This window comes from Pseudarthrobacter sp. HLT1-7, assembly GCF_059383435.1.
In genome coordinates this window covers 97,500-120,797 of record NZ_JBWZCH010000006.1, presented here as the reverse complement: position 1 = coordinate 120,797, position 23,298 = coordinate 97,500, and the positions used below count along the sequence as shown (strand labels likewise).

Annotated in this window: 31 protein-coding genes; 21 read left to right on the top strand and 10 right to left on the bottom strand. The window is 65.4% G+C overall.

What is annotated here, in order from left to right:
• Window positions 1-7: 7 nt before the first annotated feature.
• Window positions 8-1,162, top strand: coding sequence for an acyl-CoA dehydrogenase family protein (locus AC50X6_RS07975; protein WP_494965701.1), 1,155 nt, complete (start codon window positions 8-10; stop codon window positions 1,160-1,162).
• 43 nt (window positions 1,163-1,205) lie between these two features.
• On the top strand, window positions 1,206-1,778 hold the full coding sequence (gene def / locus AC50X6_RS07970; protein ID WP_494965700.1) for a peptide deformylase: 573 nt from the start codon (window positions 1,206-1,208) through the stop codon (window positions 1,776-1,778).
• 360 nt (window positions 1,779-2,138) lie between these two features.
• Here def and AC50X6_RS07965 read toward each other — a convergent pair whose 3' ends face one another.
• Together AC50X6_RS07965 and ppk2 are read right to left on the bottom strand one after the other, a co-directional pair.
• On the bottom strand, window positions 2,139-2,843 hold the full coding sequence (locus AC50X6_RS07965; protein ID WP_494965699.1) for an alpha/beta fold hydrolase: 705 nt from the start codon (window positions 2,841-2,843) through the stop codon (window positions 2,139-2,141).
• Between the two features lie 71 nt (window positions 2,844-2,914).
• Entirely contained in the window at window positions 2,915-3,796 is an 882-nt protein-coding gene (ppk2, locus tag AC50X6_RS07960; protein WP_494965698.1) for a polyphosphate kinase 2, read from the bottom strand.
• A 126-nt stretch (window positions 3,797-3,922) separates the two neighbouring features.
• Between ppk2 and AC50X6_RS07955 the strand changes: the two genes are divergently transcribed.
• Complete coding sequence (locus tag AC50X6_RS07955) at window positions 3,923-4,891, top strand: 1-phosphofructokinase family hexose kinase (RefSeq protein WP_494965697.1); 969 nt, start codon at window positions 3,923-3,925, stop codon at window positions 4,889-4,891.
• Between the two features lie 109 nt (window positions 4,892-5,000).
• Here the strand turns inward: AC50X6_RS07955 and AC50X6_RS07950 are convergent, their stop codons facing one another.
• The 3 genes from AC50X6_RS07950 to AC50X6_RS07940 form a co-directional block, all read right to left on the bottom strand.
• The gene (locus AC50X6_RS07950; RefSeq protein WP_494965696.1) at window positions 5,001-5,816 is read right to left on the bottom strand and encodes an HNH endonuclease family protein; all 816 of its coding nucleotides are present in this window, start codon (window positions 5,814-5,816) and stop codon (window positions 5,001-5,003) included.
• Window positions 5,817-6,023: 207 nt separating this feature from the next.
• Complete coding sequence (locus tag AC50X6_RS07945) at window positions 6,024-6,233, bottom strand: hypothetical protein (RefSeq protein ID WP_494965695.1); 210 nt, start codon at window positions 6,231-6,233, stop codon at window positions 6,024-6,026.
• 97 nt (window positions 6,234-6,330) lie between these two features.
• Entirely contained in the window at window positions 6,331-7,821 is a 1,491-nt protein-coding gene (locus AC50X6_RS07940) for a glyceraldehyde-3-phosphate dehydrogenase (protein ID WP_494965694.1), read from the bottom strand.
• A gap of 292 nt (window positions 7,822-8,113) precedes the next feature.
• Between AC50X6_RS07940 and AC50X6_RS07935 the strand changes: the two genes are divergently transcribed.
• Window positions 8,114-8,599 (top strand): hypothetical protein, encoded by a 486-nt coding sequence (locus AC50X6_RS07935; RefSeq protein ID WP_494965693.1) that lies wholly within the window; start codon window positions 8,114-8,116, stop codon window positions 8,597-8,599.
• A 130-nt stretch (window positions 8,600-8,729) separates the two neighbouring features.
• Here the strand turns inward: AC50X6_RS07935 and AC50X6_RS07930 are convergent, their stop codons facing one another.
• From AC50X6_RS07930 to AC50X6_RS07910, 5 genes are all read right to left on the bottom strand, one after another.
• A complete protein-coding gene (locus AC50X6_RS07930; protein ID WP_494965692.1) occupies window positions 8,730-9,410 on the bottom strand; it encodes a hypothetical protein in 681 nt (226 codons plus the stop codon).
• Window positions 9,411-9,696: 286 nt separating this feature from the next.
• Complete coding sequence (locus AC50X6_RS07925) at window positions 9,697-10,833, bottom strand: tyrosine-type recombinase/integrase (RefSeq protein WP_494965691.1); 1,137 nt, start codon at window positions 10,831-10,833, stop codon at window positions 9,697-9,699.
• Window positions 10,821-11,231, bottom strand: coding sequence for an ImmA/IrrE family metallo-endopeptidase (locus AC50X6_RS07920; RefSeq protein WP_494965690.1), 411 nt, complete (start codon window positions 11,229-11,231; stop codon window positions 10,821-10,823). Before AC50X6_RS07920 ends, AC50X6_RS07925 begins: the two co-directional genes overlap by 13 nt.
• Before the next feature lie 33 nt (window positions 11,232-11,264).
• A complete protein-coding gene (locus AC50X6_RS07915) occupies window positions 11,265-11,627 on the bottom strand; it encodes a hypothetical protein (protein WP_494965689.1) in 363 nt (120 codons plus the stop codon).
• A gap of 113 nt (window positions 11,628-11,740) precedes the next feature.
• Window positions 11,741-12,112: a helix-turn-helix domain-containing protein gene (locus AC50X6_RS07910; RefSeq protein WP_494965688.1), complete on the bottom strand. Its 372-nt coding sequence runs from the start codon at window positions 12,110-12,112 to the stop codon at window positions 11,741-11,743.
• Window positions 12,113-12,321: 209 nt separating this feature from the next.
• Here AC50X6_RS07910 and AC50X6_RS07905 point away from each other — a divergent pair, with 209 nt between their 5' ends.
• The 17 genes from AC50X6_RS07905 to AC50X6_RS07825 all read left to right on the top strand — a co-directional run bounded on the left by AC50X6_RS07905 (window position 12,322) and on the right by AC50X6_RS07825 (window position 23,295).
• The gene (locus AC50X6_RS07905) at window positions 12,322-12,558 is read left to right on the top strand and encodes a helix-turn-helix domain-containing protein (RefSeq protein ID WP_494965687.1); all 237 of its coding nucleotides are present in this window, start codon (window positions 12,322-12,324) and stop codon (window positions 12,556-12,558) included.
• 8 nt (window positions 12,559-12,566) lie between these two features.
• Window positions 12,567-12,749, top strand: coding sequence for a hypothetical protein (locus AC50X6_RS07900; RefSeq protein WP_494965686.1), 183 nt, complete (start codon window positions 12,567-12,569; stop codon window positions 12,747-12,749).
• Between the two features lie 2 nt (window positions 12,750-12,751).
• On the top strand, window positions 12,752-13,519 hold the full coding sequence (locus AC50X6_RS07895) for a phage antirepressor (protein WP_494965685.1): 768 nt from the start codon (window positions 12,752-12,754) through the stop codon (window positions 13,517-13,519).
• Window positions 13,506-13,715: a helix-turn-helix domain-containing protein gene (locus AC50X6_RS07890; protein WP_494965684.1), complete on the top strand. Its 210-nt coding sequence runs from the start codon at window positions 13,506-13,508 to the stop codon at window positions 13,713-13,715. The genes AC50X6_RS07895 and AC50X6_RS07890 overlap by 14 nt, the downstream gene beginning before the upstream one ends.
• The gene (locus tag AC50X6_RS07885; RefSeq protein ID WP_494965683.1) at window positions 13,712-13,915 is read left to right on the top strand and encodes a hypothetical protein; all 204 of its coding nucleotides are present in this window, start codon (window positions 13,712-13,714) and stop codon (window positions 13,913-13,915) included. Before AC50X6_RS07890 ends, AC50X6_RS07885 begins: the two co-directional genes overlap by 4 nt.
• 122 nt (window positions 13,916-14,037) lie before the next feature.
• The gene (locus AC50X6_RS07880; protein ID WP_494965682.1) at window positions 14,038-14,403 is read left to right on the top strand and encodes a hypothetical protein; all 366 of its coding nucleotides are present in this window, start codon (window positions 14,038-14,040) and stop codon (window positions 14,401-14,403) included.
• Window positions 14,400-14,543 (top strand): hypothetical protein, encoded by a 144-nt coding sequence (locus tag AC50X6_RS07875; protein WP_494965681.1) that lies wholly within the window; start codon window positions 14,400-14,402, stop codon window positions 14,541-14,543. The genes AC50X6_RS07880 and AC50X6_RS07875 overlap by 4 nt, the downstream gene beginning before the upstream one ends.
• Before the next feature lie 103 nt (window positions 14,544-14,646).
• On the top strand, window positions 14,647-14,820 hold the full coding sequence (locus AC50X6_RS07870; RefSeq protein WP_494965680.1) for a hypothetical protein: 174 nt from the start codon (window positions 14,647-14,649) through the stop codon (window positions 14,818-14,820).
• Entirely contained in the window at window positions 14,817-14,996 is a 180-nt protein-coding gene (locus AC50X6_RS07865; RefSeq protein WP_494965679.1) for a hypothetical protein, read from the top strand. Before AC50X6_RS07870 ends, AC50X6_RS07865 begins: the two co-directional genes overlap by 4 nt.
• Window positions 14,993-15,898, top strand: a complete 906-nt coding sequence (locus AC50X6_RS07860; RefSeq protein ID WP_494965678.1) for a lambda-exonuclease family protein — start codon at window positions 14,993-14,995, stop codon at window positions 15,896-15,898. The genes AC50X6_RS07865 and AC50X6_RS07860 overlap by 4 nt, the downstream gene beginning before the upstream one ends.
• The gene (locus AC50X6_RS07855) at window positions 15,895-16,743 is read left to right on the top strand and encodes a recombinase RecT (RefSeq protein WP_494965677.1); all 849 of its coding nucleotides are present in this window, start codon (window positions 15,895-15,897) and stop codon (window positions 16,741-16,743) included. Before AC50X6_RS07860 ends, AC50X6_RS07855 begins: the two co-directional genes overlap by 4 nt.
• Window positions 16,743-17,261 (top strand): single-stranded DNA-binding protein, encoded by a 519-nt coding sequence (locus AC50X6_RS07850; RefSeq protein ID WP_494965676.1) that lies wholly within the window; start codon window positions 16,743-16,745, stop codon window positions 17,259-17,261. Before AC50X6_RS07855 ends, AC50X6_RS07850 begins: the two co-directional genes overlap by 1 nt.
• A gap of 78 nt (window positions 17,262-17,339) precedes the next feature.
• On the top strand, window positions 17,340-17,636 hold the full coding sequence (locus AC50X6_RS07845; protein WP_494965675.1) for a glutaredoxin family protein: 297 nt from the start codon (window positions 17,340-17,342) through the stop codon (window positions 17,634-17,636).
• Window positions 17,637-17,769: 133 nt separating this feature from the next.
• On the top strand, window positions 17,770-18,864 hold the full coding sequence (dnaN, locus tag AC50X6_RS07840; RefSeq protein WP_494965674.1) for a DNA polymerase III subunit beta: 1,095 nt from the start codon (window positions 17,770-17,772) through the stop codon (window positions 18,862-18,864).
• Window positions 18,861-19,145, top strand: coding sequence for a hypothetical protein (locus AC50X6_RS07835; RefSeq protein ID WP_494965673.1), 285 nt, complete (start codon window positions 18,861-18,863; stop codon window positions 19,143-19,145). The genes dnaN and AC50X6_RS07835 overlap by 4 nt, the downstream gene beginning before the upstream one ends.
• A complete protein-coding gene (locus tag AC50X6_RS07830; RefSeq protein ID WP_494965672.1) occupies window positions 19,142-20,707 on the top strand; it encodes a DNA cytosine methyltransferase in 1,566 nt (521 codons plus the stop codon). Before AC50X6_RS07835 ends, AC50X6_RS07830 begins: the two co-directional genes overlap by 4 nt.
• On the top strand, window positions 20,704-23,295 hold the full coding sequence (locus tag AC50X6_RS07825) for a DNA methyltransferase (protein ID WP_494965671.1): 2,592 nt from the start codon (window positions 20,704-20,706) through the stop codon (window positions 23,293-23,295). The genes AC50X6_RS07830 and AC50X6_RS07825 overlap by 4 nt, the downstream gene beginning before the upstream one ends.
• The last annotated feature ends 3 nt before the right edge of the window (window positions 23,296-23,298 follow it).

The window sequence follows — 23,298 nt, the reverse complement described above, 5'->3', positions numbered from 1 at the left end:
AAACGCAATGAAGCGCACGCTCTTTGAAGAAGACCACGGGATGTTCCGTGAAATGGCCACCGAGTTCAATGCACGCGCGGTTGCCCCGCACTACGCCCAGTGGGACAGTGACCACATAATGTCCCGGGAACTCTGGACGGCGGCCGGCGGACAGGGCCTGCTGGGCCTGGCGGTCCCCGAAGAGTTCGGCGGCCTGGGCATGGATGACTACCGCTTCCGCGCCGTCCTGGACGAGGAATTCGCCAAGAGCAACCACCTCGCCGTGGGCCTGGCCTTCCACCTGCACGATGACATGGTCCTCCCCCACCTGCTGGCCTATGGCTCGGACGAGCTCAAGGGCCGCTGGCTGCCCGGCATGGTCTCCGGCGAAATCGTCACCTCGATCGCCTGGACCGAACCCGGCGCCGGCTCGGACCTGCGCGGTATCCGGACCAAGGCCGTGCGCGACGGCGGCGACTGGCTGATCAGCGGCCAGAAGACCTTCATCGGCAACGCGGTCTCCGGCGACGCCTCCCTGGTCCTGGCCCGGACCGATGGCGGCACCGGCCGCGGCAACCGAGACTCCTTCTCCCTGTTCATGGTGGGTAAGGGCGAGGGCTACAACACCGGGAAGCAGCTGGACAAGATGGGCCTGAAAGCTTCCGATACCGCGGAGCTGTTCTTCGACAACGTCCGGGTGCCGCACACAGACCTGGTGGGTGCGGAAGGCAAGGGGCTGCAGTATGCTGCCGAACAGCTCCCGCAGGGCCGGCTGGCGATCGCTGTGGCGAGCTCCGCCGTCGTCCGCGCCGTTTACGAGGCGACCGTCCGCTACACGAAGGAACGCAACGCCTTCGGCGAACGGATCATCGACTTCCAGAACAGCCGATTTGAACTCGCCGACATCCTCACCGAGGTCGAGGTCACCGAAGCCTATGTGGACCGGGCCATCCTTGCCTTCAACGCCGGCGAGTTCGACGCCGCGTCCGCCGCCCGGGCGAAGCTGTGGGCGTCCGAGCGCGCCAAGTCCGTCACGGACCGCTGCCTGCAGCTGCACGGCGGCTACGGCTACATCCTGGAGTACCCGGTGGCGCAGGCCTATCTGGCTGCCCGGCTGCTGACCATCTTCGGCGGCACCAACGAAATCATGCGCGACGTCGTCGGCCGCACCATCGCCGGCTGAGCGCCCGCAACCAGCCAGCAACTACCAGAGGAACTTTCCTGACATGACCGTCCTGCCCATCACGATCTGGGGTGAGCCCGTGCTGCACCGCCGGGCCGCGGAAGTCGACGCCTTCGACGACGGACTCCGGACCCTGATCGCCGACATGTTCGAAACCAACGACGCCGCCAACGGCGTGGGCCTGGCTGCACCCCAGGTCGGGGTGGGTATACGGCTTTTCATCTACAGGTACGACAACGACGACGGCGCCCCGCCGTCCGGCGCCGTCGTCAACCCGGTGCTGACCCTGTCCAAAATTTCCGGCGCACTGCCGGATCCGGATGAGGAGGAGGAAGGCTGCCTGTCTTTCCCGGGCGGGCAGTATCCGCTCAAGCGCGCCGACTGGGCCCGGGTTCAGGGCTTCGACGGCGACGGCAACCCGGTGGACTTCGAGGCGACGGGCTGGTTCGCGAGAGTGATTCAGCACGAATTCGACCACCTCGACGGCAAGCTCTACGTCAACCGGCTGACGGGCCGCGACTCCCGCAAGGCAATGAAGCAGGCAAAGCAGAGCGGCTGGGGCGTGCCCGGGCTGACCTGGCTGCCGGGTGTGGATCCGGACCCGTTCGGGCACTGACCGGCATCTTCGTTAGTTCGTCGGGGGGTCCGGGCGTGGGGGCTGAGCGCTGGGGGCTGGGAGGGCACTGCTCAGGGACATGCCCCGCGCCGGAGTGCGCGGATGGACATAGTGTCATTCTGCCCAGTTCCGGGTGCGAAGAATGGGCATGTCCCGCTGGACTGGACAGCGGCCCGAAGGGACATGCCCCGCGCCGGAGTGCGCGGATGGACATAGTGTCATTCTGCCCAGTTCCGGGTGCGAAGAATGGGCATGTCCCCCGGCGTTAAAACGTCCTGGCGCTGCCTGAACCCCCGACGAACTAGGGAAAATGCCCATTAGGCGTCCTGCGTCGCCTGCATCCCGGCCCTGCGGCCTTCCTCAGGAAGCGCGTCCGACGGCGGCGAGGAGGGCTGCGCCGAGTTCGGCCGGCCTGGTGAACTGGGGCCAGTGCCCGGTGGGCAGGTCCACATAGTCGACCTCGCGGATCCGCCCGAGCTCCGCCACGAACGGGTGGCCTGCCCCGATCATTTCGATGAGCATGGAGGACGGGAACTCGCAGGCGATGACGGTCGCCGGGACGTCGTAGCGGCGCTCGTCGTGCAGCCGCTGCCGGTCCTGGGCTACGCCCTTCGGCTGCGGGATGGCGCGGGCCCGGAACATGGACTTCAGTTGATCGTCCAGGTCCGTGAGGTCTGCGTCCTCGAAAAGTTCCCACGGCGGAAGCGGCACGTCGTCGCCGTCGTCCGGAAGGTCGTCATTGATGACTCCGCCGTCGGCGAGCGGACCGCTGTCCACATAGATGGCCCGGGCCACCCGGTCCGGACGGGCATCGACGGCGCCGTGGATGATGGCACCTCCGCCCGAATGGCCCACCAGCACCACGGGGGCGTCGATTGCATCGATCTGCGCCACGACGGCGTCGATGTGGGTGCGCAGTCCGATCCCGGCCCGCGGCGCGTCGGCAGCTTCCAGCCCGGGCAGCGTGAGCGGGTGGACGCGGTGCCCGGCCGCGGCCAGCGGAGGCGTCACCTCCGACCATGACGAGGCGTCCAACCAGAATCCGGGTACGAGGATAATGTCCATGCCGGTACCCTACCTGACCCGGCGGGCCGGCGGCACCGGGCCGGCGGAGATTTCCGGGGTGCGCGGCGGCGCTAGCCCGGTTCCGGCCTTTCGAGGCCTGCCGCATGGTCCGGGACGTAGCGGAAGAGCTCCCGCGGCGGGCGGATGTAGTTGACGGCCTTGGGTCGTTCCGGAAGCGTGACCGGCTCCGTCCGCACTTCGGTGTAATCGACGTTGGAGAGCAGGTGGGCAATCAGGTTGATCCGGGCCCGTCGCTTATCCTCCGCTTCGACCACAAACCAGGGTGATTCCGCGGTGTCCGTCTGCATGAACATCTCATCCTTGGCCCGCGAGTAGTCTTCCCAGCGCAGGATCGATTCCCGGTCCATCGGCGATAGCTTCCACTGCCGCATCGGGTCATCCAGCCGGGACCTGAACCGGCGCTCCTGCTCCGCGTGGCTGATCGAAAACCAGTATTTGAACAGCAGGATACCGTCCTGGATCAGCAGGCGTTCAAAGACCGGGCACTGTGCCATGAAGCGCTTGTGTTCCGCGGGGGTGCAAAAGCCCATCACGTGTTCGACGCCGGCCCGGTTATACCAGGAGCGGTCCATCAGGACTATTTCCCCGGCCGCCGGTAGGTGCTCCACGTAGCGCTGGAAGTACCATTCGCCCCGCTGCCTGTCCGTCGGCGACGGCAGCGCCACGACCCGGGCAAAACGGGGGTTCAAGTACTCCGTGACCCGTTTGATGGCGCTCCCCTTGCCGGCGGCGTCGCGTCCTTCAAAAATCACCAGTACCCGCGCTCCGGTGCTGCGGACCCATTCCTGCAGCGCCACCAGCTCGGCCTGGAGGCGGACCAGCTCGGCCTCGTAAACGCTGAGCTTGAGCCGGGGCGGCCGCTTCGCCGCGCGTTTGGATTTCCCCTGTGGACTGGCGTTTCCCTTGCCTGAGCCGCCCCTGCGATGTGCCATGCTTCCCGTTCCAGTCCGTTCCGGCGTGGCGAAATTCGCTGCCGGGCCCAATTCTCGCCCAGCAGCCGCACGCCCACAAGAGGATACCGTCACCGAATGGCCGAATCCGTCTCCTATGCTTGGCCCATGGAAGCCTCAGCACCGACGGCGATGCAGCCCATCCTCACTCTGACCGTGAACCCCGCCCTGGACATCAGCACGTCAACCGGGAAGGTCATCAGCGGTCACAAGCTGCGCTGCAGCAGCAGCCGCCTCGATCCGGGGGGCGGCGGGGTGAACGTGGCACGGGTGGTGCAGCGGCTCGGAGGCCGGACCCTGGCGGTCTACACCGCTGGCGGACCCACCGGGGAAGCCTATCGGCGGCTGATAGAAGCCGAACGAATCCCCACCCTTGTAGTGCCGATCCAGGGGAGTACCCGCGAGGACTTCACCGTCGATGAGACGGCGACGGGCAAGCAGTTTCGGTTCGTGCTCCAAGGCCCCGAGTTGAGTGAGCCCGAATGGCGTCTGTGCCTGGCCGTGGTGGCGGATTCGATTCCGGTGGGCGGCTATGTCGTTGCCAGTGGCAGTCTTCCGCCGGGGGTTCCCGAGGACTTCTACGCCCGGGTGGCCCGGCTGGCACGGCTGCACAACGCCCGCTGCATCGTGGATACTTCCGGGCCGGCGTTGTCCGAGGCCCTTGCCGAGGGTGTCTTCCTGGTCAAGCCGAGCCGCCGGGAACTGGGACTGCATGTCGGTGCGACGCTGGAGAGCACCGAGCACCAGGTCGAGGCGGCCACGGCACTGGTGGCCGAGGGCTCCGCGGAACACGTCGCCCTGACCCTCGGTGGCGAGGGAGCGGTACTCGCCTCCAAGTCCGGGGTTCTCCGTCTGGCGGTGCCGAAGGTGCAGGTGCGGAGCACCGTCGGAGCAGGGGACAGTTTCCTGGCTGCCTTTGTCCTGCGGCTGGCGCAGGGGCGCACCCTCGAGACGGCGTTCCGGGCCGCCGTCGCCGCGGGCAGCGCGACGGTGACCACCCCTGCCACGGAGCTGTGCGGACGGGCGGATGTAGAGCGGCTGGAAGCCGAACTATCCGCCCAGCCGTTCCCGGTGTAGCCACCCGCCATGAAGCGGAAACTGGTGAGCCTGGTGGAGCTGGGCTGGACCCGTGTGGGCGGCAGCGCGGCCTGCGGCGGCCCGGCAACGGCCGGCCCTGTCAGGCTCGTCATCTCGGCGGACCGGTGAGTTGTGGAACGATTGTCGGCTGCCCCGGGCAGGACCCAAGAATCCGCTTCATCGCATCCTTCTCCGCCAGTGTCACCCACAGCAGATAGGCAGCCTTGACCGAAATCTGCCGGGCGACATAGTGGCAGCGGAAAGCCTTGTTAGGCGGCAGCCACGTGGCGGCGTCGGATGCGCTTTTGTCCTGGTTGGCGGGGCCGTCAGCGGCGATGAGGTTCAGTGGGTCGTTGGCGAGATGCTCGCGCTGCTGCGCGGTCAGCTGCTGGGCGCCCTTTTGCCAGGCGTCGCCGAGCGCCACAACATGGTCGATCTGCACGGCCTTGCTGCTCTCGGATCCCCGGCGGAAGGCGGTCGGGTGACCGGTATAAGGTTCCTGGAACGTGCCGGCACCTACCCGGCAACGGGAGCCTTCGATGAATTGTGCGTTTCCCAGATCGCGGCGGAGGATGTCGTTGCGGGTATCGCAGCCGTTGCGGTCCACGTCAAGCCAGGCCTGGCCGAAGGCGGCCCGGTCGTAGTTGTCCCTGGCCGCGCGGCCCCTGACCGGAAGGGAATCCAACGCGGCGGCAGCGGTCCCCGGCGGAACCGGACGGGGAGCGGGCACGGCCTTCATCCAGCCCGGAGCGAGGACGGGAGCCTCCCGGGGGCCGGTTGACCGCGGTTCCGCGGCGGCGAACTGGCCTGCCGTGAAGATCCAGCCCAGTCCCCCGACGACGGCAAGGCCAGCAAGTGCTACCAGGGCCCACGCCTGGCGGGAGCGGCGCCGGGCCCGGCGGAACCCGGCCCAGGTGACGGTCACGTCAGGCCGGACTTCATGGCTGGCCGACGGTCATGGCTGGCCGACGGTCATGGCTGGCCGAGGGTCATGGCGGGCCCGCCCTGGCGGGCCGGCGGGGAGGATTTTCCTGCACCGCAAGAGCGTAACTCAGGGCTCCGACGTTGACGTCTTTGTCCACAGTGTGGAGGACAGGTGGCAGCCAGCTGTCCCGGGACTGCCGCCGCGGTGCTACTGCTCCTTAATCACCCGCCGGAGATCCTCGTCAGCCAGGGCCATCAGGCGTTCGAGCTGTTGGACCCGGGCGTCGTCAACCTCGCCGACCGCACGCTTGGCGCGTGCATCGTCGAGAAGCCGCTTGGCCTCCTTGACGTTCTGCCGCGCGATGTCCAGCGCGTGTTCCAGTGCGGTTTCGTGCTCCACAGCCGAGTTCTGTTCCATGGCACCATTGTGCTGCCCTTTCCCGGCCGATTCCAGAGGATCGGCCGGGAAAAATGGATGCGTCCGGGCCAGGAGGCGCAGTGTGAAGCTTCCGCGATCAGACCTCTACGGGCAGTCCGGCAGCCTCGAGGATCGAGGCGGCGTCCCTGGCGGGGAAGGACGGCGGGTTCACACCGGCCATTTCCTCCATGACGCGGACCACCTGGCAGCTGTAGCCGAACTCGTTGTCGTACCAGACGTACAGGACGAGGTTCTTCTCGTTGGAGATGGTGGCCAGGCCGTCGACGATGCCTGCCCGGCGGGAGCCGACGAAGTCGGTGGAGACAACCTCGGGCGAATCGATGTAATCAATTTGCTTGCGCAGCTCCGAATGCAGCGACATTTCCCGCAGGTAGTCGTTGACCTCGTCCTTGCTGGTGCCGTTTTCCAGGCTCAGGTTCAGGATGGCCAGGGACACATCAGGGGTGGGGACGCGGATGGAGCTGCCCGTGAGTTTGCCCAGGAGCTCCGGCAGGGCCTTGGCCACGGCCTTTGCGGCGCCGGTCTCGGTGATGACCATGTTCAGCGCGGCCGAGCGCCCGCGGCGGTCGCCCTTGTGGAAGTTGTCGATCAGGTTCTGGTCGTTGGTGAAAGAGTGGACCGTCTCGACGTGGCCGTGCACCACGCCGTAGCGGTCGTTGATGGCCTTAAGTACCGGCGTGATGGCGTTGGTGGTGCAGGACGCGGCAGAGACGATCGCGTCCGAATCGGCGATCGAGCCGTGGTTGATGCCGTGCACGATGTTCTTGAGGTCACCCTTGCCCGGGGCGGTGAGCAGAACCCGGGAGACGCCCTTGCTCTGCAGATGCTGGGACAGGCCCTCGGCGTCGCGCCAGCGTCCTGTGTTGTCGACGACGAGCGCGTCGTGGATGCCGTAGGCGGCGTAGTCCACCGTGGCGGGGTTGTCCGAGTAGATAACCTGGACCTGGACGCCGTTGGCAGTGATCGTGTCGTTCCCGAGGTCCACCTTGATGGTGCCCTCGAAGGAACCGTGGACGGAGTCGCGGCGCAGCAGGCTGGCGCGCTTGGCCAGGTCGTTGTCCGAACCGCGACGGACCACGATCGCGCGCAGGCGCAGACCGTGGCCGCCGCCGGCCTTCTCGATCAGGAGGCGGGCCAGGAGCCGGCCGATGCGGCCGAAACCGTAGAGGACGACGTCGGTGCTGGTGCGGTTGTCGCCGCCACGCCTGCCGACGACCTCGGCGAGTTCCCCGCGGAGGAATTCATCGAGGCTGGCACCGTTGGCCTCGGCCCGGTACTTCTCGGTGAGGCGGGCAATGTCAATGGCAGCCGCGCCCAGGTCCAGCTCGGTCAGGGCATCCAGCAGCGGGGCGGTCTCTTCAAGCCGCAGTTCTTCCTTGCTCATCCGGCGGGCAAATCGGTGCGCCTTCAGGATGTTCATGGTGGACTTGTTGATCAGACTGCGCCCGTGGATGGACGTCACCACGTTGTTTTCGCGGTATAGCCGGCCGATCACCGGGATCATGGCCTCGGCCAGCGCCTCGCGGCCCATCCACGTATCAAGACAAGAATCTGATGTCTGGCTCACAGAACTACCTTCCTAAATTCCACCACATACGTCCGCGTATATGGAAGTCGGCCGCCGGAGGGTGTCCGGAACCTGGGCGCCGGCGGGGATTCGGTCCACCCCGGGCGCCTGCATGGTAAGCAAAGAAATAGCCACCGGCTGCGAACGCAGACCCGGCGGCAGAACTTCTACGTTCACCGTCCATTCTAGGGCGGCACGACGGCGGCCCGCGTCGCGTGACGCGTGAAATGACTCACACGGGCTCAGGGACACGTGAATCATCCGGCCTGAGGTGCCGTATTAGGGTGGAGCCATGTCAATCCTGTTCGTTCTGGCCCTTGCCGGCGTTGCCCTTGCCCTGCTGGTGCTCCGTCTGGCAGTGCCCGGCCTCCCGCCAACGAGGTTCACACGCAGGCTGTCGGCACTGGACCTGACGGCGACAGTGGCCGGGGCCCTGGGACTGGTTCTGCACTGCACCTCGATGTTCTTTCCCCAGGCTGTGGCCGCGATACCGGGCACGGAGGGCGTTATCGACCAGATCAACTCTTTGGGAACGGCCAGCAAGATCTGGTATGCGATACCTGCCCTGTTGGTTCTGGCGGGACTGCGTCGGCAGCATCTTGCGGCGCTGGCGCTCTTGGCCGCCTCTCTGCTGGCTGTTGGCATCACCATGTACAACGGCAGCGCACTGTCCGTCCACGTGGTCACCATCTTCGCCGCGGGCGTGATGCTTGCCGCTACCGTCTTTCTTCTGGCCACCCCGCCTTGGCAGCAGGAGCCCGCCACAGCACGCAGCTGAGGCGGCGGGCGCGGGACACGGCCACGGAAAAGTGCCGCGGACCCTCCGGTGGAGGGTCCGCGGCACTTGCTGCCGCCATTTCAGGCGGCACTTCCTGCGGGCGCTTCGGGCGCCGCTGTTGCGGTGGGTGTTACTTGGTGTTGACGGTGATTTTGGCGATGCCGACGAGCATGTCGGCTTTCACGGCGTCGGTCTTGAAGGTTTTGTTCAGCAGGCCGGCGGCGGTGTCGGAGATCAGCACCCGGGTTCCTTCCAGGACGGCGGTGTCGCCGGCGGCCTGGAGGGGCTTGAGGGTGGAGCCGTCAAGGTTGAAGATGTAGGCCTGCTTGGCGGCGATCTCGCCGTTGACCGCGACGTCACCGTAGAGCTTGGAGGTGCCCGGGTCGATGGTGAAGTTGGTCAGGTCCACCTTGGTCTCACCGGCGGAGAGGGAGAACCCGGAACCGGCGTGGCTGATCAGGCCCTGGACGAACGGGCGGTAGTCCTTCGCGGGATCGTAGTAATCGACCTTGCCGCCGCTGATCGGGAAAATCAGCGACCCGTCGGTCAGCGCCGCGGTACCCACCACCCCCGGGGTGAGCTTAAGGCTCTCCAGGGCCGCGGCGAAGGAGGCATCGAGCTTCACCGCGGTGGAGGTACCCGTCAGCGCCGGGATCGCGGCCAGCGGCTTGGCCTTCTCAACGGGCGCCGCGGCCGAGGACGAGGCAGCCGGCGCCGACGAGGACGTGGCAGCCGGGCTGCACGCCGCGAGGGAGAACATCAGCGAACCGGCAGCGGCAACGCTCAGGAAAGTCTTAGTTGACGTACGCATGGGAGTACTCCTTGAAATCAGTGGGGGTGTCCGGTCCCGCGGATGGTTCCTGCCGAGTAGCTCGGACGGGGCCGGTGCTTGTCTGTCAGGAGTACTTCGACAGCACACCGGCTACGGATGGGTTCCACCGTGTTCGTGACCAATCCGTGACCCCGCGTCCCGGTGCGCGGCCGCATCGCAGAGGGAAGACGGCCTGCCAGGCAGCCATCGGCGCGTCCGCACCTGATGATCCCTGCGTGGATGGATGGGTTGACCGATACGCCGGGTTACCGTCGAGACGCCGCCGTCACTGGGGCGCAGAGGGTTCGGGGGGCAAACTGGGGGCAACCAGCCGCACCAAACCATCCGTGAGGGCGGCCGCCCGTGTGTCATCATCCGGCCACAAATGCCCGTACGTCTTCAGCGTCTCCGTCGCATCCTTATGCCCCAGCCGGTGCGCTACGGCCACCGGCGACATGCCCCCGGAGATCAACTGGGACGCGTGATAGTGGCGCAGCTCATGCCAGCCGGTGCCCGCCGCCGGCATGGACTCTCGGACGTGCCGCCACGCCTCCCCCGCCGTGTGCCGGGTGATCGCACGCCCGCCCGAGTGGAACACCAACCCGCCCGGCCCGCCGCCGGCCACCTGCAGCTGCCGGAGCAGCTCGAGCGACTCCGGCCCGACATGGATCCTGCGGCGGCTGGAAACTGTCTTCGGCGGCCCCCACTCCGGCGCCCGCGAGTTCGTACCGATCAGCTGCCGGTCGATGCTGATCATCGACGTCCGAAAGTCGACCCGGTCCCAGGTCAGGCCGCGCAGCTCCGAGGACCGAAGGCCCGTCGCGGCGCAGAATACCACCATGGGCCGGTACGGCCGCCACATACCATCCGCCAACGCCTGCACCGTGGCCGTCTTCAGCGGGACAATCGTTGACTGCTCCACCTTGGGGAGCTTGATGCCCATGCACGGGGTCTTCGCCACAACACCGTCGAGGACGGCCGCCTTGAACATGGCGGCCAAGTACCCGTAGGCGACCTTCACAGTTGACGCGGCCAGCGACCGGGCCCACTCCCCCACCGCCACCTGCACGTCCTGGCGCTGCACATCGTCCATGGCCTTATCGCCGAGTGCCGGGATGATGTTGAGCCGGAAGCGGTTCCCGATCTGCTCCCTCGAGGATGCGCGCTGGTGCAGCTGGTGTTCCTTCCACACCTCGGCGTAGTCGGCGAGCAGCACTTTTTCGCGGCCGGCACTATATACGCCGCGGTTGATGTCGGCGACCTGCTGGGCGAGATGATGTGTGGCGGCCGTCTTCGTCGCGAAGCTCTTCCTGACCTTCGTGCCGCCGGGCTCAACCCACTCGGCCCGGTACCGGAGACCCTTCCCGTAGCGTGGACGCCGCGTCTTGTCCTGGCGAACCCACAGGTCTTCTACGCGTGCCATTGTCGGCTCCCGTCGATCTGGTTGCGGAGGATGAGCAGCTCATCCAATGTGAGGGATTGTTCGAAGTCCCGGACGTCGTCGGGCATGACATTTAGATGGTGGGCGATACTGATGAGGTCATCCGTGACCCGGGCCGCCTCCACGAAGGCGGACGGGCGGATGAGATGGCGGGCCGCCCACATGCGGGCTTGGCGTTCCTGCCGTGGCGTGCACCCGACGTGCCGGTAGTGGGCGTGTCCGAGCTCGTGCCACATGGTGGAGCGGTGCTGGATGTATCCAAGGTCCGGCCGGACGGTGATGCGGTGCCGGTCAGGGTCGTAGCTGCCCCACCACCCGTGCGGCGGGTACCCGGGTACGACATTCACGCCCATCTCTTCGGCCTTCAGTTCGTACCCCATGAGGGATGAACGTACACGGCGGTCCCGACAGTGTCAGTGGGCGGCCCGGGACCTGTAGGCGGACTGCAGCTCCCGGGACATGCTCACAAGGATCTGCTGGGCGCTCTCGGGCAGGTCCCGGGCGCCGGCCAGCACCAGCGCGGACTCGTCCGGGCCGCCCATGTTCAGGCCAAGGTCCCGGGCGCACGCCCCCACCACCTCCCCCACCGTGACGTTCAGGCCGCGGGCCAGGCCCAGGATCGTTTCCGGGTCCGGGAAAAGCCGGATGGAGGCTGTGGACATCTGCTGCAGCCTCGACTGGGTGGGGATGTTGCCGCAGTCGCGGGAGAGTTCCTTGTTGTTCCGCTCACCGCGGAGGTTCATGATGAGGCTTTGCAGCGCCTTACCTTCTGACATTGTGGTGCCTTTCTGAAAAGAGTTGAACTGGTTTTCGTGGTCGGATGCGTATGGCGCCCAAGACTGCTGTGCGCACCTTGGGGAAATCTTGGAAGCACCCCCTGCCGGGGATCCTAGGTGTCTTCGGGCATCTGGTCGTGCCCGATATGTTCGTCCGCCTCCCGTGCCGCGAGACGGTAATCGTTCCGTGCCGGGAGCCCTTGCGTCGGAGTATGGTCCGTGGCCGCCGGCCGGGTCAACCGTTTAGCGAGCTCCGCCAGTAATTCCATGTCGGTTGCCGTCTGGAGGGCCACGGTTTGCTGGCCGCCACCGGGCAACTGGCCGGCAAGCGTTGAGCGGATCATCGACTCCCGGTTGCGCGGCACGGACTCGCCGCGCTCCCAATTGCCGACGGTTCGGAGCGTCACGCCAAGGGTTTTCGCGAGTTGCTGTTGTGTCAACCCGGCGGCCTCCCTGGCGGCCCGGATCTGATCTCCGCTAATCATGGTTACACCTTCGTAGGAAATTTTAGGAAACACAAAACAGCGTATCTAGGAAACAAGCCCCGTAAACCGGAAAACCAAGCGTGTCATTCACCGACTTTGACCAGTAACGGCGCGGGTTTCCGGTGTTTCCCATGCCCTGCTTGACTTGTTGCCTGTTCTTTCCTATGCTCTTCCTATAGGCAAAACTCACCGGATCGGAAGGAAACAAAATGCGGATGCGCATGGCCCACGGGCCGGCCATTAGAGCCATTCGGGAAGCGCTCGGGATCAGGCACGGCAGGTTCGCCGTCGACTGCCACATCTCCCCCGGCTACCTGACCAACGTCGAGAAGGGCGTGAAGCAGCCATCGGAGGCTGTTGTCACCGCCATCGCAGCCCGGCTGGGTGTGACCAAAGACGAAATCACGTACGTAGTAAGCGCCGAAGCAACAAAGCCTGGAAGGTAGCAGTAAGCATGGTCTCTCTCACATTCACCGCCACCGCCCCCGCAACCTCCCCCACCCAAGCCCTCCGTGACGCCATCGACCGGATGGGCGCCGGGATCGCCAACGAGCACGAAGTGCACAACGCCCTGCTGCAGCTGGAAATGCTGCTTGGGCTGCCCATGACGACGCCGACCCTCGAACTGGAAGACTAGCCGTGACGAACGTCGAACTATTCAACTACGGCGGGCAGGAAGTCCGCACCGCCACGGTCGACGGGGAGCCTATCTTTGCTGCCATGGACGTGGCGGCCGTTGTCGGCATCTCGAAATACCGGGATGCAATGGCCCAGCTCGACGATGACGAAAGGGCGTCCATGGCCGTGGACACCCTCGGCGGGAAGCAGTCGATCAGTGGCGTTACTGAATCCGGCGTCTATTCCCTGATGCTTATCAGTCGGTCCCCGAAGGTGAAGGCGTTCAAACGCTGGCTGACTCACGAGGTGTTGCCGGCGATCCGGAAGACGGGCCGGTATGGGGCGGCGCCGCTCACCGGGGCGGAGCTCATGGCACAGGCCCTCGTGGAGGCGCACAGCACCCTGGACGCCTACCATGCCAGGGTGGCGGAGCTGGAGCCGCTCGCCTCGTCGTGGGAGAAGCTGGCCGCCGCGTCCGGTGACTATTCGGTGAGGGACGCCGCCCAGGTGTTGTGCCGGGACTCGTCCGTTCAGATCGGCCAGAACCGGTTGTTCCGGCATTTGCGGGAGGGCGCACGGCCGTGGCTGGACGCGAACAGCCGCCCGTACCAGTGGGCTGTGGATCAGGGCCTGGTTGCGGAGAAGGTCAGCTCCTTCAAATTCCACCGTACGAACGGGGAAGAGCAGCTCGCAACCCCGCAGGTCAGGATCACGGTGAAGGGTTTGCAACGCCTCCACACGGACCTGACGCCGTCGACGGACCTGGTGGTGGCCCATGCCGGCGCCTAGCACCGCGACGCTGCCCCGCCGGGCGTACACGCCGGAGGAAGCTGCTGAGATGCTGGCCGAACCGGTGCAGACCATCAAGAGGCACTGCCAGACCCAGGCGCTCCGCGGGGCGTACAAGACGGGCGGCAAAACGAGCCCGTGGCGGATCCCGCCCAAAGCGATCGACTACTACCAGGCGACAAGGAGGAACCAGTGAAGAAGTCACAAGCGCTCGAGGAGTTGGCGGCCGCCGATGTTGCGGCGTCGCTGGCGGAGGCTGTGGCGGCGGAGGCGCAGACGGCCCGGCGGGAGGCTGTGCGGACCGCGTTCCAGTCCGGGTGCACCGCGCCGGACGTTGGGGCCGTGCTGAGTGTGTCACCGCAGCGCGTGTATCAGATGCGGGACAAAATAGGCTGAAAACAAGTTCGGCTTGTTTTTGTCACAAGTTGCAGATAGTGTCAGTGCATCAACAAAAAAGAGGTCCACAGGCTGCAACCCATGGACCTCAGCCCACCGAAACCACGAAAAGGAATCATCCGATGGACACCACCAACCATACCAGCGGCTACGAGTTCACGAAGGCTCAGGCCGTCGCCGTCGCCCGGCACATGATCGTCAACTACTGGGCAACCCGCGCCAACGTCGACCAGGACGCCGAACGGCTCTCCTGCCGCCTCACCGGGGCACTGGAAATCTTTGTTCTCCCCTCCGACGTTGAGAACGCTTTCGGTTGGCTTGACGAACTAGCCCAGGTCGAGAACGGCACCCACGATCTCCTGACCGTGAACGCCGCCGGCACCGTCGACAACACCGCCACCCTCACCGACTACCTCGAGGCAGAGCTGGCCACCGCGATCGGTGACGCCGTCTCATCCTTCAAAACCCGGTTCGAGCTGGCCGCATGAACGACCACGACGCCATGACCGCGGTCAACGCCGTACTCGATCAGCACTTCCGGGGGGAACTCACCCAGGTGCAGGCACTCGCCAAGGTCTGCATCATCTCCGGTGAGAACGCCATCGACCACGCGGAGGCATCCGAGTGACGATTCTGATCCTCGCCGCCGCCGTCATGGCCGCGACGTTCCTCCGCCCCATGCTCCGCCACGACTCCGAACTGCCCGTCAGTCACACCGGAAAGGCCCGCAAATGAGCGCCGAAACGATCTACTGCCCCGTCGAATTCCCGGCCACCCGGGAAGACCCCGGCTACGGCTGCGAGGAAGAAGTCGAGAACGAAGGCGACCTCTGCCCCAAGCACGAGGCTGAGAACGAGGAACCCGACTGGGACGCGATCCGCGAAGACGAACGGCTCGACCGGTGAGCGCCTGCTATTGCGGCCGTCTCTACCCGTGCGAGGACTGCGGAGGCGACGTCTGCAACTGCCAGTGCAAGACCGACGGCGCACCCCAGACCCAGGCCGAAGTAACGGCCGGCTATACCCACCCCGCACAGCCCGGCATCGACGCCTGGGCCGAAAAAATGGAGCTGACACGATGAGCATTGCATTCACCGATCCCTCGGTCCCGGAGGTGGCGCCCGGATCTGCCGAGTGGATGACCTACATGACGGCCAGCAAAGTGTCCGCCATCATGAAGCACTCCACCTACGAGTCCTACCTGTCCCTCTGGCTGAAAATGGCCGGGCAGATCCAGCCGCAACCCGACACCGACATCACCCGCCGCGGGCACTACCTCGAACCCGCCGTCCGGGCATGGTTCCGCGACCAGCACCCCGACTGGCAGGTCACCGAAACCGGCATGTGGGTCCACAAAGAGATCCCGTGGGCCGCCTCCACCCCTGACGGCATCGTCCACACGCCGGAAGGTACGGAGCTTTTCGAAGCGAAATCCTCCACCCTCGACGGGGACTGGGGCGAGCCCGGCACGGATCAGGTGCCGCCCGGGTACTACGACCAGGCGCAGTGGCAGATGTTCACCACCGGCCTCCGGCGGGTGCGTCTCGCCGTCATCAAGTCATACCTCGACTTCGCCGAATACATCATCGACTACGACCCCGGATATGTGGTGGTCATGCTGGCCCAGGTGACGACGTTCATGGAATCCCTGGAGAAGGGTGAACGGCCCAGCCTCAACCCGCTGGACGGGCACGCCGCCACCTATGAAGCCGTGAAGCAGCTCAACCCCGGCATCGAGGATGAGGACTACGAGCTCGACGACGTCGACGCCTTACGGTTCCTCGAAGCCAACGCCGAACGCAAAGCGGCCGAGCTTATCGAGCAGGGCGCAAAGTCCTACATCGCGGACCTCGCCGGCGAAGCCCACCACATCAAATGGGACGGCAAGAAACTTTTCACCCGTCAGTCCCGCGGCGGCGGCACACCCTACCTTGTCGCCTCCAAAAACCTCCCCACCATCCCGGAAAAGAGCGCAGCATCATGACTACCACGGCCATCAGCCCCATCGACGTCGCCCGCCAGAACATCGGAGCCTACAAGGGCGAGCTCCTTGCCGCCCTCCCCTCCCACCTGCAGGACAAGGGTGTCGGCTGGCTGACATCCGCACTGTCCGCCCTCCGCAAAAACCCTGAGGTGCTCAAGTGCGCCAACCAGGACCCGGGCTCGCTCATCGTCGCCCTGTCGCAGGCCGCACAGTTAGGGCTCATGCCCGGCACCGACGAGTACTACATCACCCCGAAGGGCGGTAAGATCCTCGGCGTTGTCGGCTACCAGGGCGAAGTGGAGCTCATGTACCGGGCCGGCGCCGTGTCCTCCGTCATTGTGGAGAACGTCTACGAGAACGACAAGTTCCAGTGGAACCCCGGCACCATGACCAAACCGGTGCATGAGGTCGACTGGTTCGGTGGGGACCGCGGCAAGATCATCGGGTCCTACGCCTACGCCATCATGAAGGACGGGGCCGTGTCCAAGGTTGTCATCGTCAACCAGGAACGCATTGACCGGGCAAAGAAAGCCTCCGCGACGGCGGGCAAATCGTTCTCACCATGGACTTCCGACGAGGCCGCCATGGTCCTGAAGACGGCCGCCCACGACCTCGCCAAATGGGTGCCGACCTCCGCCGAGTACATCCGCGAGCAGGTCCGTGCCGTCCGTGACGTCGCCAACGAACCCGTCAAACCGACCCCGGAACCTAAGGCGGAGGCTGTCACGTCCCCCCGGCAGCACCACCCCGAACCGGTGGCCGACATGGTGACGGGCGAACTCGTCGATGAAGGCGAACAGACCGAAGCCGACGCCGCATGGTTCGCCGGAACGGAGGCCCAGTAATGGCCGGAGAAACCCAAATCACAGTCATCGGCAACCTTGTGGCGGATCCAGAACTGAGGTTCACCCCGTCAGGCGCCGCGGTCGCGAACTTCACGATTGCTTCGACCCCGCGGACCTTCGACCGGCAGTCGAACGAGTGGCGGGACGGGGAGGCACTGTTCCTCCGGGCCTCGATCTGGAAGGACGCGGCCGAGAACGTCACCGAATCCCTGACGAAGGGCACGCGCGTGATCGTGTCCGGCCGCCTCAAGTCACGCTCCTACGAAACCAAGGAGGGCGAGAAGCGGACCGTGATGGAGTTGGAGGTTGATGAGATTGGCCCGTCCCTGCGCTACGCCAACGCCAAGGTCAACCGCACCCAGCGCTCAGGCGGTGGAGGTGCCGGCAACGGTGCCCAGGGTGGCTTCGGCGGCGGCAACCAGCCCGCGGCAACGCAGGATGGCCCTTGGGCTACGCCCGGTGTCAGCAATGCGGGCGGCGGGTGGGGTAACGGGCCCGATTCCGAACCGCCCTTCTAAGAACCAACCACACGTTCGCGGACGCCTGCCCTGGGAAACCAGTTGCAGGCGTCCGCTACCAGTCCCACAAGGAGAACCATGACCACCGCAAACCTCACCCACAGGATCCAGGCACGCGACGGTGTCGCCGTCGTACTGTACGGCAAACCGGACTGCCAGCCGTGCCGGATCACGAAGAAGAAACTCGACGCCGCCGGGATCTTCTACACCGAAGTCGACGTCACGAAGGACCCGGCGCGCCCTCGCCTACGTCAAGGCCCTCGGCTACACGGGCGCCCCGTCCTCTACGTCTCCACCATCGAGGGTGACGTCCACTGGTACGGGCTCCGCAAAGACCTCATCGAACGCCACATCACCCACTCCGAGGCCGCATGAAAACCATCGCCCTTGTGCCCCCGAAACCGGTCCTGAACATTCCCCGCCCGAAGGTGGCTGTGGAGTTGTGCAGCTCCGGCGGCCGGCCGATCAACGCGTCAGGCGAATGCGCCTGCTGCTTCGACTAGAGAGAGTGACAAAAACCTTGAAATTCACGATCACCGCCGACGCCCTCGCCGACGCCGCCGCATACGCTTCCAAGGGCATCAATGCCCGCCCACCCGTCCCGGTCCTGTCCGGCCTCCTGATCGAGGCGCAGGAAGGCGGGCTCCGGATCTCCGGGTTCGATTACGAGAAGTCGGCCCGCACCCAGGTCGCCGCCGACGTGACCACCCCGGGCACGGTCCTGCTGCAGGGCCGCATGTTCACGGACATCATCCGGAAGTTCGGCAAGAAAACTGTCACCGTCACCGTGGACGACCGCCGCGCCACCCTGACGGCCGGGTCCGCCGTGTTCACGATGACCGCCATGCCCGTCACAGAGTTCCCGCCCATGCCGGACCTCCCCCCGGTCGCCGGCACCATCGACGGGGACGTGTTCGCGGCCGCCGTCGGACAGGTCATCGGCGCCGCCTCAGGTGACGATTCGGTGCCGATCCTCATGGGTGTGCACATCGTCTCCGAAGGCGACGAACTGACCATGCGCACCACCGACCGTTACCGGCTCGCCGAAGTCACCATCCCCTGGCGCCCGGCAGGGGGCGACGTTGAGCTGCTCGTGCGCGGATCATGGCTCGCCGACGTCGTCAAAACCCTGGCCGGGGACGCCTCGATCCTCGCCGACGGGAACCTTGTGGGCGTCCGCACCGGCAACCGGGCCACCACCTCGATCATGATCGACGGGGCCTACCCCAAAATCAAAGCCCTGTTCCCGGACACGACCGCCACCCAGATCACCCTAGACCGCGCCGCCCTCACCGACGTCCTGGCACGGGTCGCCCTCGTCGCCGAACGCAACACCCCCGTCCGGCTCACCACCAAGGATGGGTCACTGGTCCTCGACGCCGGCACAGGTGAGGACGCGCAAGGCACAGAAACCATCCAATGCGAAGTGACTGGGCCCGACGTCGCCGTCGCGTTCAACCCCGCCTACCTGGGCTGGTCCCTCGCCGTCACACCCGCAGCAGAAATCGTCCTCGGCATCCAAAAGGACACCGCTAAGCCCGCTCTCGTCTCCGGCACCGACGGCCTCCGCCACCTCCTCATGCCCGTCAGGCTCCCCAAATGAGCGGCGAGCATGAGGCACCCAAGAATCGCCGGCCCTTCTACCAAACTCTCACGGTCGACGTGGACATCGACGCGGCAGTGCTTGAAGAAAACGGATACCACCACGAAGACGAATGCCCGTCAGCTCCCCAGTCCGGCGCCGACGCAGAGTACGACGGCACCGAAGATAACCTCCGCCGGCTCTCCGACTGGCACGACGAAGCTCACGGGCTCAGCCTGTGGGCCATGTGCGTTTACGAACCATGCAGCCACCTCACCGACGAATTCAGGAAAACACCATGAGCCTTACCATGACCGACATGTTTTGCGGCGCCGGCGGCAGTTCCACGGGGGCGACGTCGATCCCGGGCATCACCGTGAAGACCGCACTGAATCACTGGCAGAAGGCGCTCGACTCGCACAACGCCAACCACCCCGACACCATCCATGTCCAGGCCGACATCAAGGAAACCGAACCGCGCTATATCGGGCACTCAGACATCCTGTGGGCCTCCCCCGAATGCACCAACCATTCCGTGGCCAAGGGCCGGAAGCGCATCACCAACCAGGCTGATATCTTCGGCGACACCCTCCCGGACGAAGCCGCCGACCGGTCCCGCGCCACCATGTGGGACGTCCCCCGCTTCGCCGAAGTCCACAAGTACCGGGCCATCATCACCGAGAACGTCGTAGACGCCGCCAAATGGGTCATGTTCGACGCCTGGCTGATGGCCATGAAGTCCCTCGGCTACGAGCACCGCGTCCAGTACCTCAACAGCATGCACGCCCAGCACGGCGGACTCCCCGCACCCCAGTCCCGCGACCGCATGTACGTGCTCTTCTGGCTGAAGGGAAACAAGGCTCCCGACGTGGAGAAGTACTTCCGTCCCAAGGCGTACTGCTCCGGCTGCGATGAGGTTGTGGACGCGCTGCAGGTGTTCAAGAAGGCTGAGCAGTGGGGCCGCTACCGCGCCCAGTACAACTACCGCTGCCCCAAGGCCGCCTGCCGTAACCAGATTGTCGAGCCCGGCTGGCTGCCAGCCTCCCATGCCATCGACTGGAGCTTGCGCGGCGAGCGCATCGGGGACCGCAAAAGGCCACTGGCGGACAAGACCCTGGCCCGGATCCGGGCCGGGCTCGCCAAGTACGGGAACCAGACGCAGCACTTGGAAGCTGCCGGAAACACCTACGATTCCGCAAGCGCGGGTCGCGGCGGCGACTACTTCCGCATCTGGCCCACGACGGAGCCTGTCAGAACACTCCACGGGACGGCCAGTAAGGCGCTGCTAGTCCCGGTGGAGGGCCGCGAGGGCAAGCAGGCTCAGCTGGCCGGGGAGCCGATGCGCACTCAAACCACGCGCAACGAGACAGGCCTGTTGGTTCCCGCTGGCGGCACGTGGAACGACGACGCCAGGTCGACGTCGGATCCCATGCGGGCAATGACCACCCGGGACGCCAACGCTCTCGTCACGGCACCGCGGGACCACATGCTCATGGAGTACTACGGCAATGGGCAGATGCACCCCATCTCGAAGGCAATCCCGACCATAACCACGCACGACCGGTTCGCGATGATCACCACCCTCCGCGGGACCAACGCGCCGAAGGACGTCGGGCAGCCGCTCGACACGTTCGCCGCCAACGGGCTGCACCACGGACTGGCCGAATGGAAGGTCCCCGACATCGACGACTGCGAATTCCGGATGCTCGAACCCCACGAGATCAAGGCCGGAATGGCGTTCCCGAAGGAATACATCATGCTCGGCAACAAACGCGAACAGGTCAAAATGGCCGGGAACGCCGTCACGCCACCGGCTGCCCGCGACCTCGTCGCCTGCATGGCAGAGACTCTGGTGAACGCATGAGCGACTACACCGAGTTCCTGAAAGCAAAGGCCGATTTCGAGCGCGACTACGGCCAACCGGTCCCGGCCACGGCCGTTAACCCCATCCTCAAAGACCACCAGCGCGACATCGTCCGGTGGGCTGTTGAGGGCGGGCGCCGGGCGATCTTCGCAGCGTTCGGCCTGGGCAAGTCCATGATGCAACTCGAGACTTTGAAGCTGACCCTCAAGAACTGCTGGCTCGATGACGGGCTCGAAGAAGCGTATGGCGACGACGACGAGTATGTCGCTCCGGCCCGGCGGGCCCTAATCATCGCCCCGCTCGGCGTCCGCGGGGAATTCATCCGCGACGGCAAGAAGCTTGGCATAGATGTCACCTTCATCCGCCGCGCCGAAGACATGGTCGGGGATGGCATCTACATCACCAACTACGAGACGGTCCGCGACGGGAAGCTCGACGTCAACCTGTTCACCGCGGTCTCACTTGACGAGGCCGGGGTATTGCGGAGCTTCGGGTCCAAGACGTACCAGGAGTTCCTGAAGCTCTTCAAGGATGTCCCCTACCGGTTCGTGGCCACCGCAACACCGTCCCCCAACCGGTACAAGGAACTCATCCACTACGCCGGGTTTCTTGGCGTCATGGACACTGGCCAGGCACTCACCCGATGGTTCCAGCGCGACTCCACCCAGGCCAACAACCTGACGCTCTACCCGCACAAGCGCGATGAGTTCTTCATGTGGCTGAACTCGTGGTCGATCTTCCTGCAGAAGCCCTCCGACCTCGGCTACTCCGATGACGGCTACGACCTGCCGCCCATGCACATCTACTGGGTAGAGGTGCCCGTGGACCACTCCACCGCCGGGGTAGACAGGGACGGGCAGGTGCGGCTCTTCCGTGGCGGCGCCAAAGACCTGCAAGGCGTGGCCAAAGAGAAACGCGACAGCCTCCCGGCCCGTATCGGCAAGCTCATCGAAATGGCCAAGGCGCATCATGCCACGGACGACGGGCAGATCATCCTTTGGTGCGACCTGAACGACGAGCAGACGGCCATCGAGAACGCCCTGAAGCAGCTCGGCCTCACCTACTCCAGCGTCCACGGATCGCTCGACACCGACGAAGCCGAACGGCGCCTCGACATGTGGCGGGACAAGGAAACCTACGCCCTGATCGGGAAGCCCGTCATGCTCGGCCAGGGCCTCAACCTGCAACAGGCGAACGTCGCGATCTTCGCCGGCGTCACCTACAAATTCAACGACACCATCCAGGCGTGCCACCGCATCCAACGCTTCGGCCAGACCCGGCCCTGCACCGTCCACCTGATCCACGCCGAATCTGAAGGTGAAGTCGTGGCCTCGCTGAAGGACAAATGGGCTCAGCACAGAGAGTTGACCAACACCATGACCGACATCATCAAAACGTACGGGCTGTCCCGGAACTCCATCACCGAGGCGCTGACCCGCTCCATGGGCATCGAGCGCATCGAAGCATCCGGCGACGGCTGGACCCTGGCGAACAACGACTGCGTTGACGAGGCCACCAACCACATGGACGAAAACAGCGTCGACATGGTTGTCACCTCGATCCCCTTCAGCAACCACTACGAATACACGCCCAGCTACAACGACTTCGGGCACACCGACGACAACGACCACTTCTGGGCGCAGATGGACTACCTCACCCCGCAGCTGCTCCGGACACTGAAGCCTGGCCGGATCTACGCCTGCCACGTCAAGGACCGGATCAACTTCGGCAACGTCACCGGCGCCGGCATCCCCACAGTGAGCCCCTTCCACGCCGAGGCGCTCTTCCATGGCATCAAGCACGGCTTCGACTACATGGGCATGGTCACCGTCGTCACCGACGTCGTCCGCGAAAACAACCAGACCTACAGGCTCGGGTACACCGAGATGCGCAAGGACGGGACCAAGATGGGCGTCGGCTCCCCCGAATACATCCTGCTCTTCCACAAGCCCCAGACCGACCGGTCCAAAGGCTACGCCGACAACCGGGTGGTCAAGGAGAAAGAGGACTATTCGCTGGCCCGCTGGCAGGTCGACGCCCACGCCAACTGGCGCTCCAGCGGAGACCGCCACCTCACCCCGGACGAACTCGCCGCCCTGCCAGTGGAGCAACGGTCCAGGCTGTTCACCGAGCAGACGCTCCGGGAAGTGTACGACTACGAATCCCACATCAAGGTAGGCGAGGCGCTGCAGGGCAAGGGCGCGCTGCCGGCCACGTTCATGTCCCTCATGCCCGGGTCATGGGCCCCCGACGTCTGGCACGACGTCAACCGGATGCTGACATTGAACGGCGACCAGAAACGCCGCAACGTCCAGATGCACGTCTGCCCGCTCCAGTTCGACATCGTGGACAGGCTCATCGAGCGGTACACCAACCCTGGCGACCTCGTCTTCGACCCCTTCGGAGGCTTGGGAACCGTTCCTCTGCGGGCGTTGAAGCTGGGCCGGAAGGGCCGCAGCTCCGAACTCAACGCCGGATACTTCCTCGACTCCGTCAAATACCTCGAAGCGGAACAAAACAAGCAGGCCCTGCCCACACTGTTCGACCTGTCCACCCTGGAGGACACGTCCCTCGAGGCCGCCGTCTAGCCA

Excerpts from the sequence above, each read along its gene's own strand:
- AC50X6_RS07880 (WP_494965682.1), top strand. The coding sequence starts at position 14,038 with ATGGACACCACCAACCATACCAGCGGCTACGAGTTCACGAAGGCTCAG.
- AC50X6_RS07935 (WP_494965693.1), top strand. The coding sequence starts at position 8,114 with ATGTCAATCCTGTTCGTTCTGGCCCTTGCCGGCGTTGCCCTTGCCCTG.
- AC50X6_RS07975 (WP_494965701.1), top strand. The coding sequence starts at position 8 with ATGAAGCGCACGCTCTTTGAAGAAGACCACGGGATGTTCCGTGAAATG.
- AC50X6_RS07905 (WP_494965687.1), top strand. The coding sequence starts at position 12,322 with ATGCGGATGCGCATGGCCCACGGGCCGGCCATTAGAGCCATTCGGGAA.
- AC50X6_RS07835 (WP_494965673.1), top strand. The coding sequence starts at position 18,861 with ATGAGCGGCGAGCATGAGGCACCCAAGAATCGCCGGCCCTTCTACCAA.
- AC50X6_RS07925 (WP_494965691.1), bottom strand. The coding sequence starts at position 10,833 with ATGGCACGCGTAGAAGACCTGTGGGTTCGCCAGGACAAGACGCGGCGT.
- AC50X6_RS07945 (WP_494965695.1), bottom strand. The coding sequence starts at position 6,233 with ATGGAACAGAACTCGGCTGTGGAGCACGAAACCGCACTGGAACACGCG.
- AC50X6_RS07860 (WP_494965678.1), top strand. The coding sequence starts at position 14,993 with ATGAGCATTGCATTCACCGATCCCTCGGTCCCGGAGGTGGCGCCCGGA.
- ppk2 (WP_494965698.1), bottom strand. The coding sequence starts at position 3,796 with ATGGCACATCGCAGGGGCGGCTCAGGCAAGGGAAACGCCAGTCCACAG.
- AC50X6_RS07965 (WP_494965699.1), bottom strand. The coding sequence starts at position 2,843 with ATGGACATTATCCTCGTACCCGGATTCTGGTTGGACGCCTCGTCATGG.
- AC50X6_RS07900 (WP_494965686.1), top strand. The coding sequence starts at position 12,567 with ATGGTCTCTCTCACATTCACCGCCACCGCCCCCGCAACCTCCCCCACC.
- AC50X6_RS07830 (WP_494965672.1), top strand. The coding sequence starts at position 19,142 with ATGAGCCTTACCATGACCGACATGTTTTGCGGCGCCGGCGGCAGTTCC.
- AC50X6_RS07915 (WP_494965689.1), bottom strand. The coding sequence starts at position 11,627 with ATGTCAGAAGGTAAGGCGCTGCAAAGCCTCATCATGAACCTCCGCGGT.
- AC50X6_RS07955 (WP_494965697.1), top strand. The coding sequence starts at position 3,923 with ATGGAAGCCTCAGCACCGACGGCGATGCAGCCCATCCTCACTCTGACC.
- AC50X6_RS07845 (WP_494965675.1), top strand. The coding sequence starts at position 17,340 with ATGACCACCGCAAACCTCACCCACAGGATCCAGGCACGCGACGGTGTC.
- AC50X6_RS07875 (WP_494965681.1), top strand. The coding sequence starts at position 14,400 with ATGAACGACCACGACGCCATGACCGCGGTCAACGCCGTACTCGATCAG.
- AC50X6_RS07890 (WP_494965684.1), top strand. The coding sequence starts at position 13,506 with ATGCCGGCGCCTAGCACCGCGACGCTGCCCCGCCGGGCGTACACGCCG.
- AC50X6_RS07930 (WP_494965692.1), bottom strand. The coding sequence starts at position 9,410 with ATGCGTACGTCAACTAAGACTTTCCTGAGCGTTGCCGCTGCCGGTTCG.
- AC50X6_RS07920 (WP_494965690.1), bottom strand. The coding sequence starts at position 11,231 with ATGGGGTACGAACTGAAGGCCGAAGAGATGGGCGTGAATGTCGTACCC.
- AC50X6_RS07825 (WP_494965671.1), top strand. The coding sequence starts at position 20,704 with ATGAGCGACTACACCGAGTTCCTGAAAGCAAAGGCCGATTTCGAGCGC.
- AC50X6_RS07870 (WP_494965680.1), top strand. The coding sequence starts at position 14,647 with ATGAGCGCCGAAACGATCTACTGCCCCGTCGAATTCCCGGCCACCCGG.
- AC50X6_RS07910 (WP_494965688.1), bottom strand. The coding sequence starts at position 12,112 with ATGATTAGCGGAGATCAGATCCGGGCCGCCAGGGAGGCCGCCGGGTTG.
- AC50X6_RS07855 (WP_494965677.1), top strand. The coding sequence starts at position 15,895 with ATGACTACCACGGCCATCAGCCCCATCGACGTCGCCCGCCAGAACATC.
- def (WP_494965700.1), top strand. The coding sequence starts at position 1,206 with ATGACCGTCCTGCCCATCACGATCTGGGGTGAGCCCGTGCTGCACCGC.
- AC50X6_RS07850 (WP_494965676.1), top strand. The coding sequence starts at position 16,743 with ATGGCCGGAGAAACCCAAATCACAGTCATCGGCAACCTTGTGGCGGAT.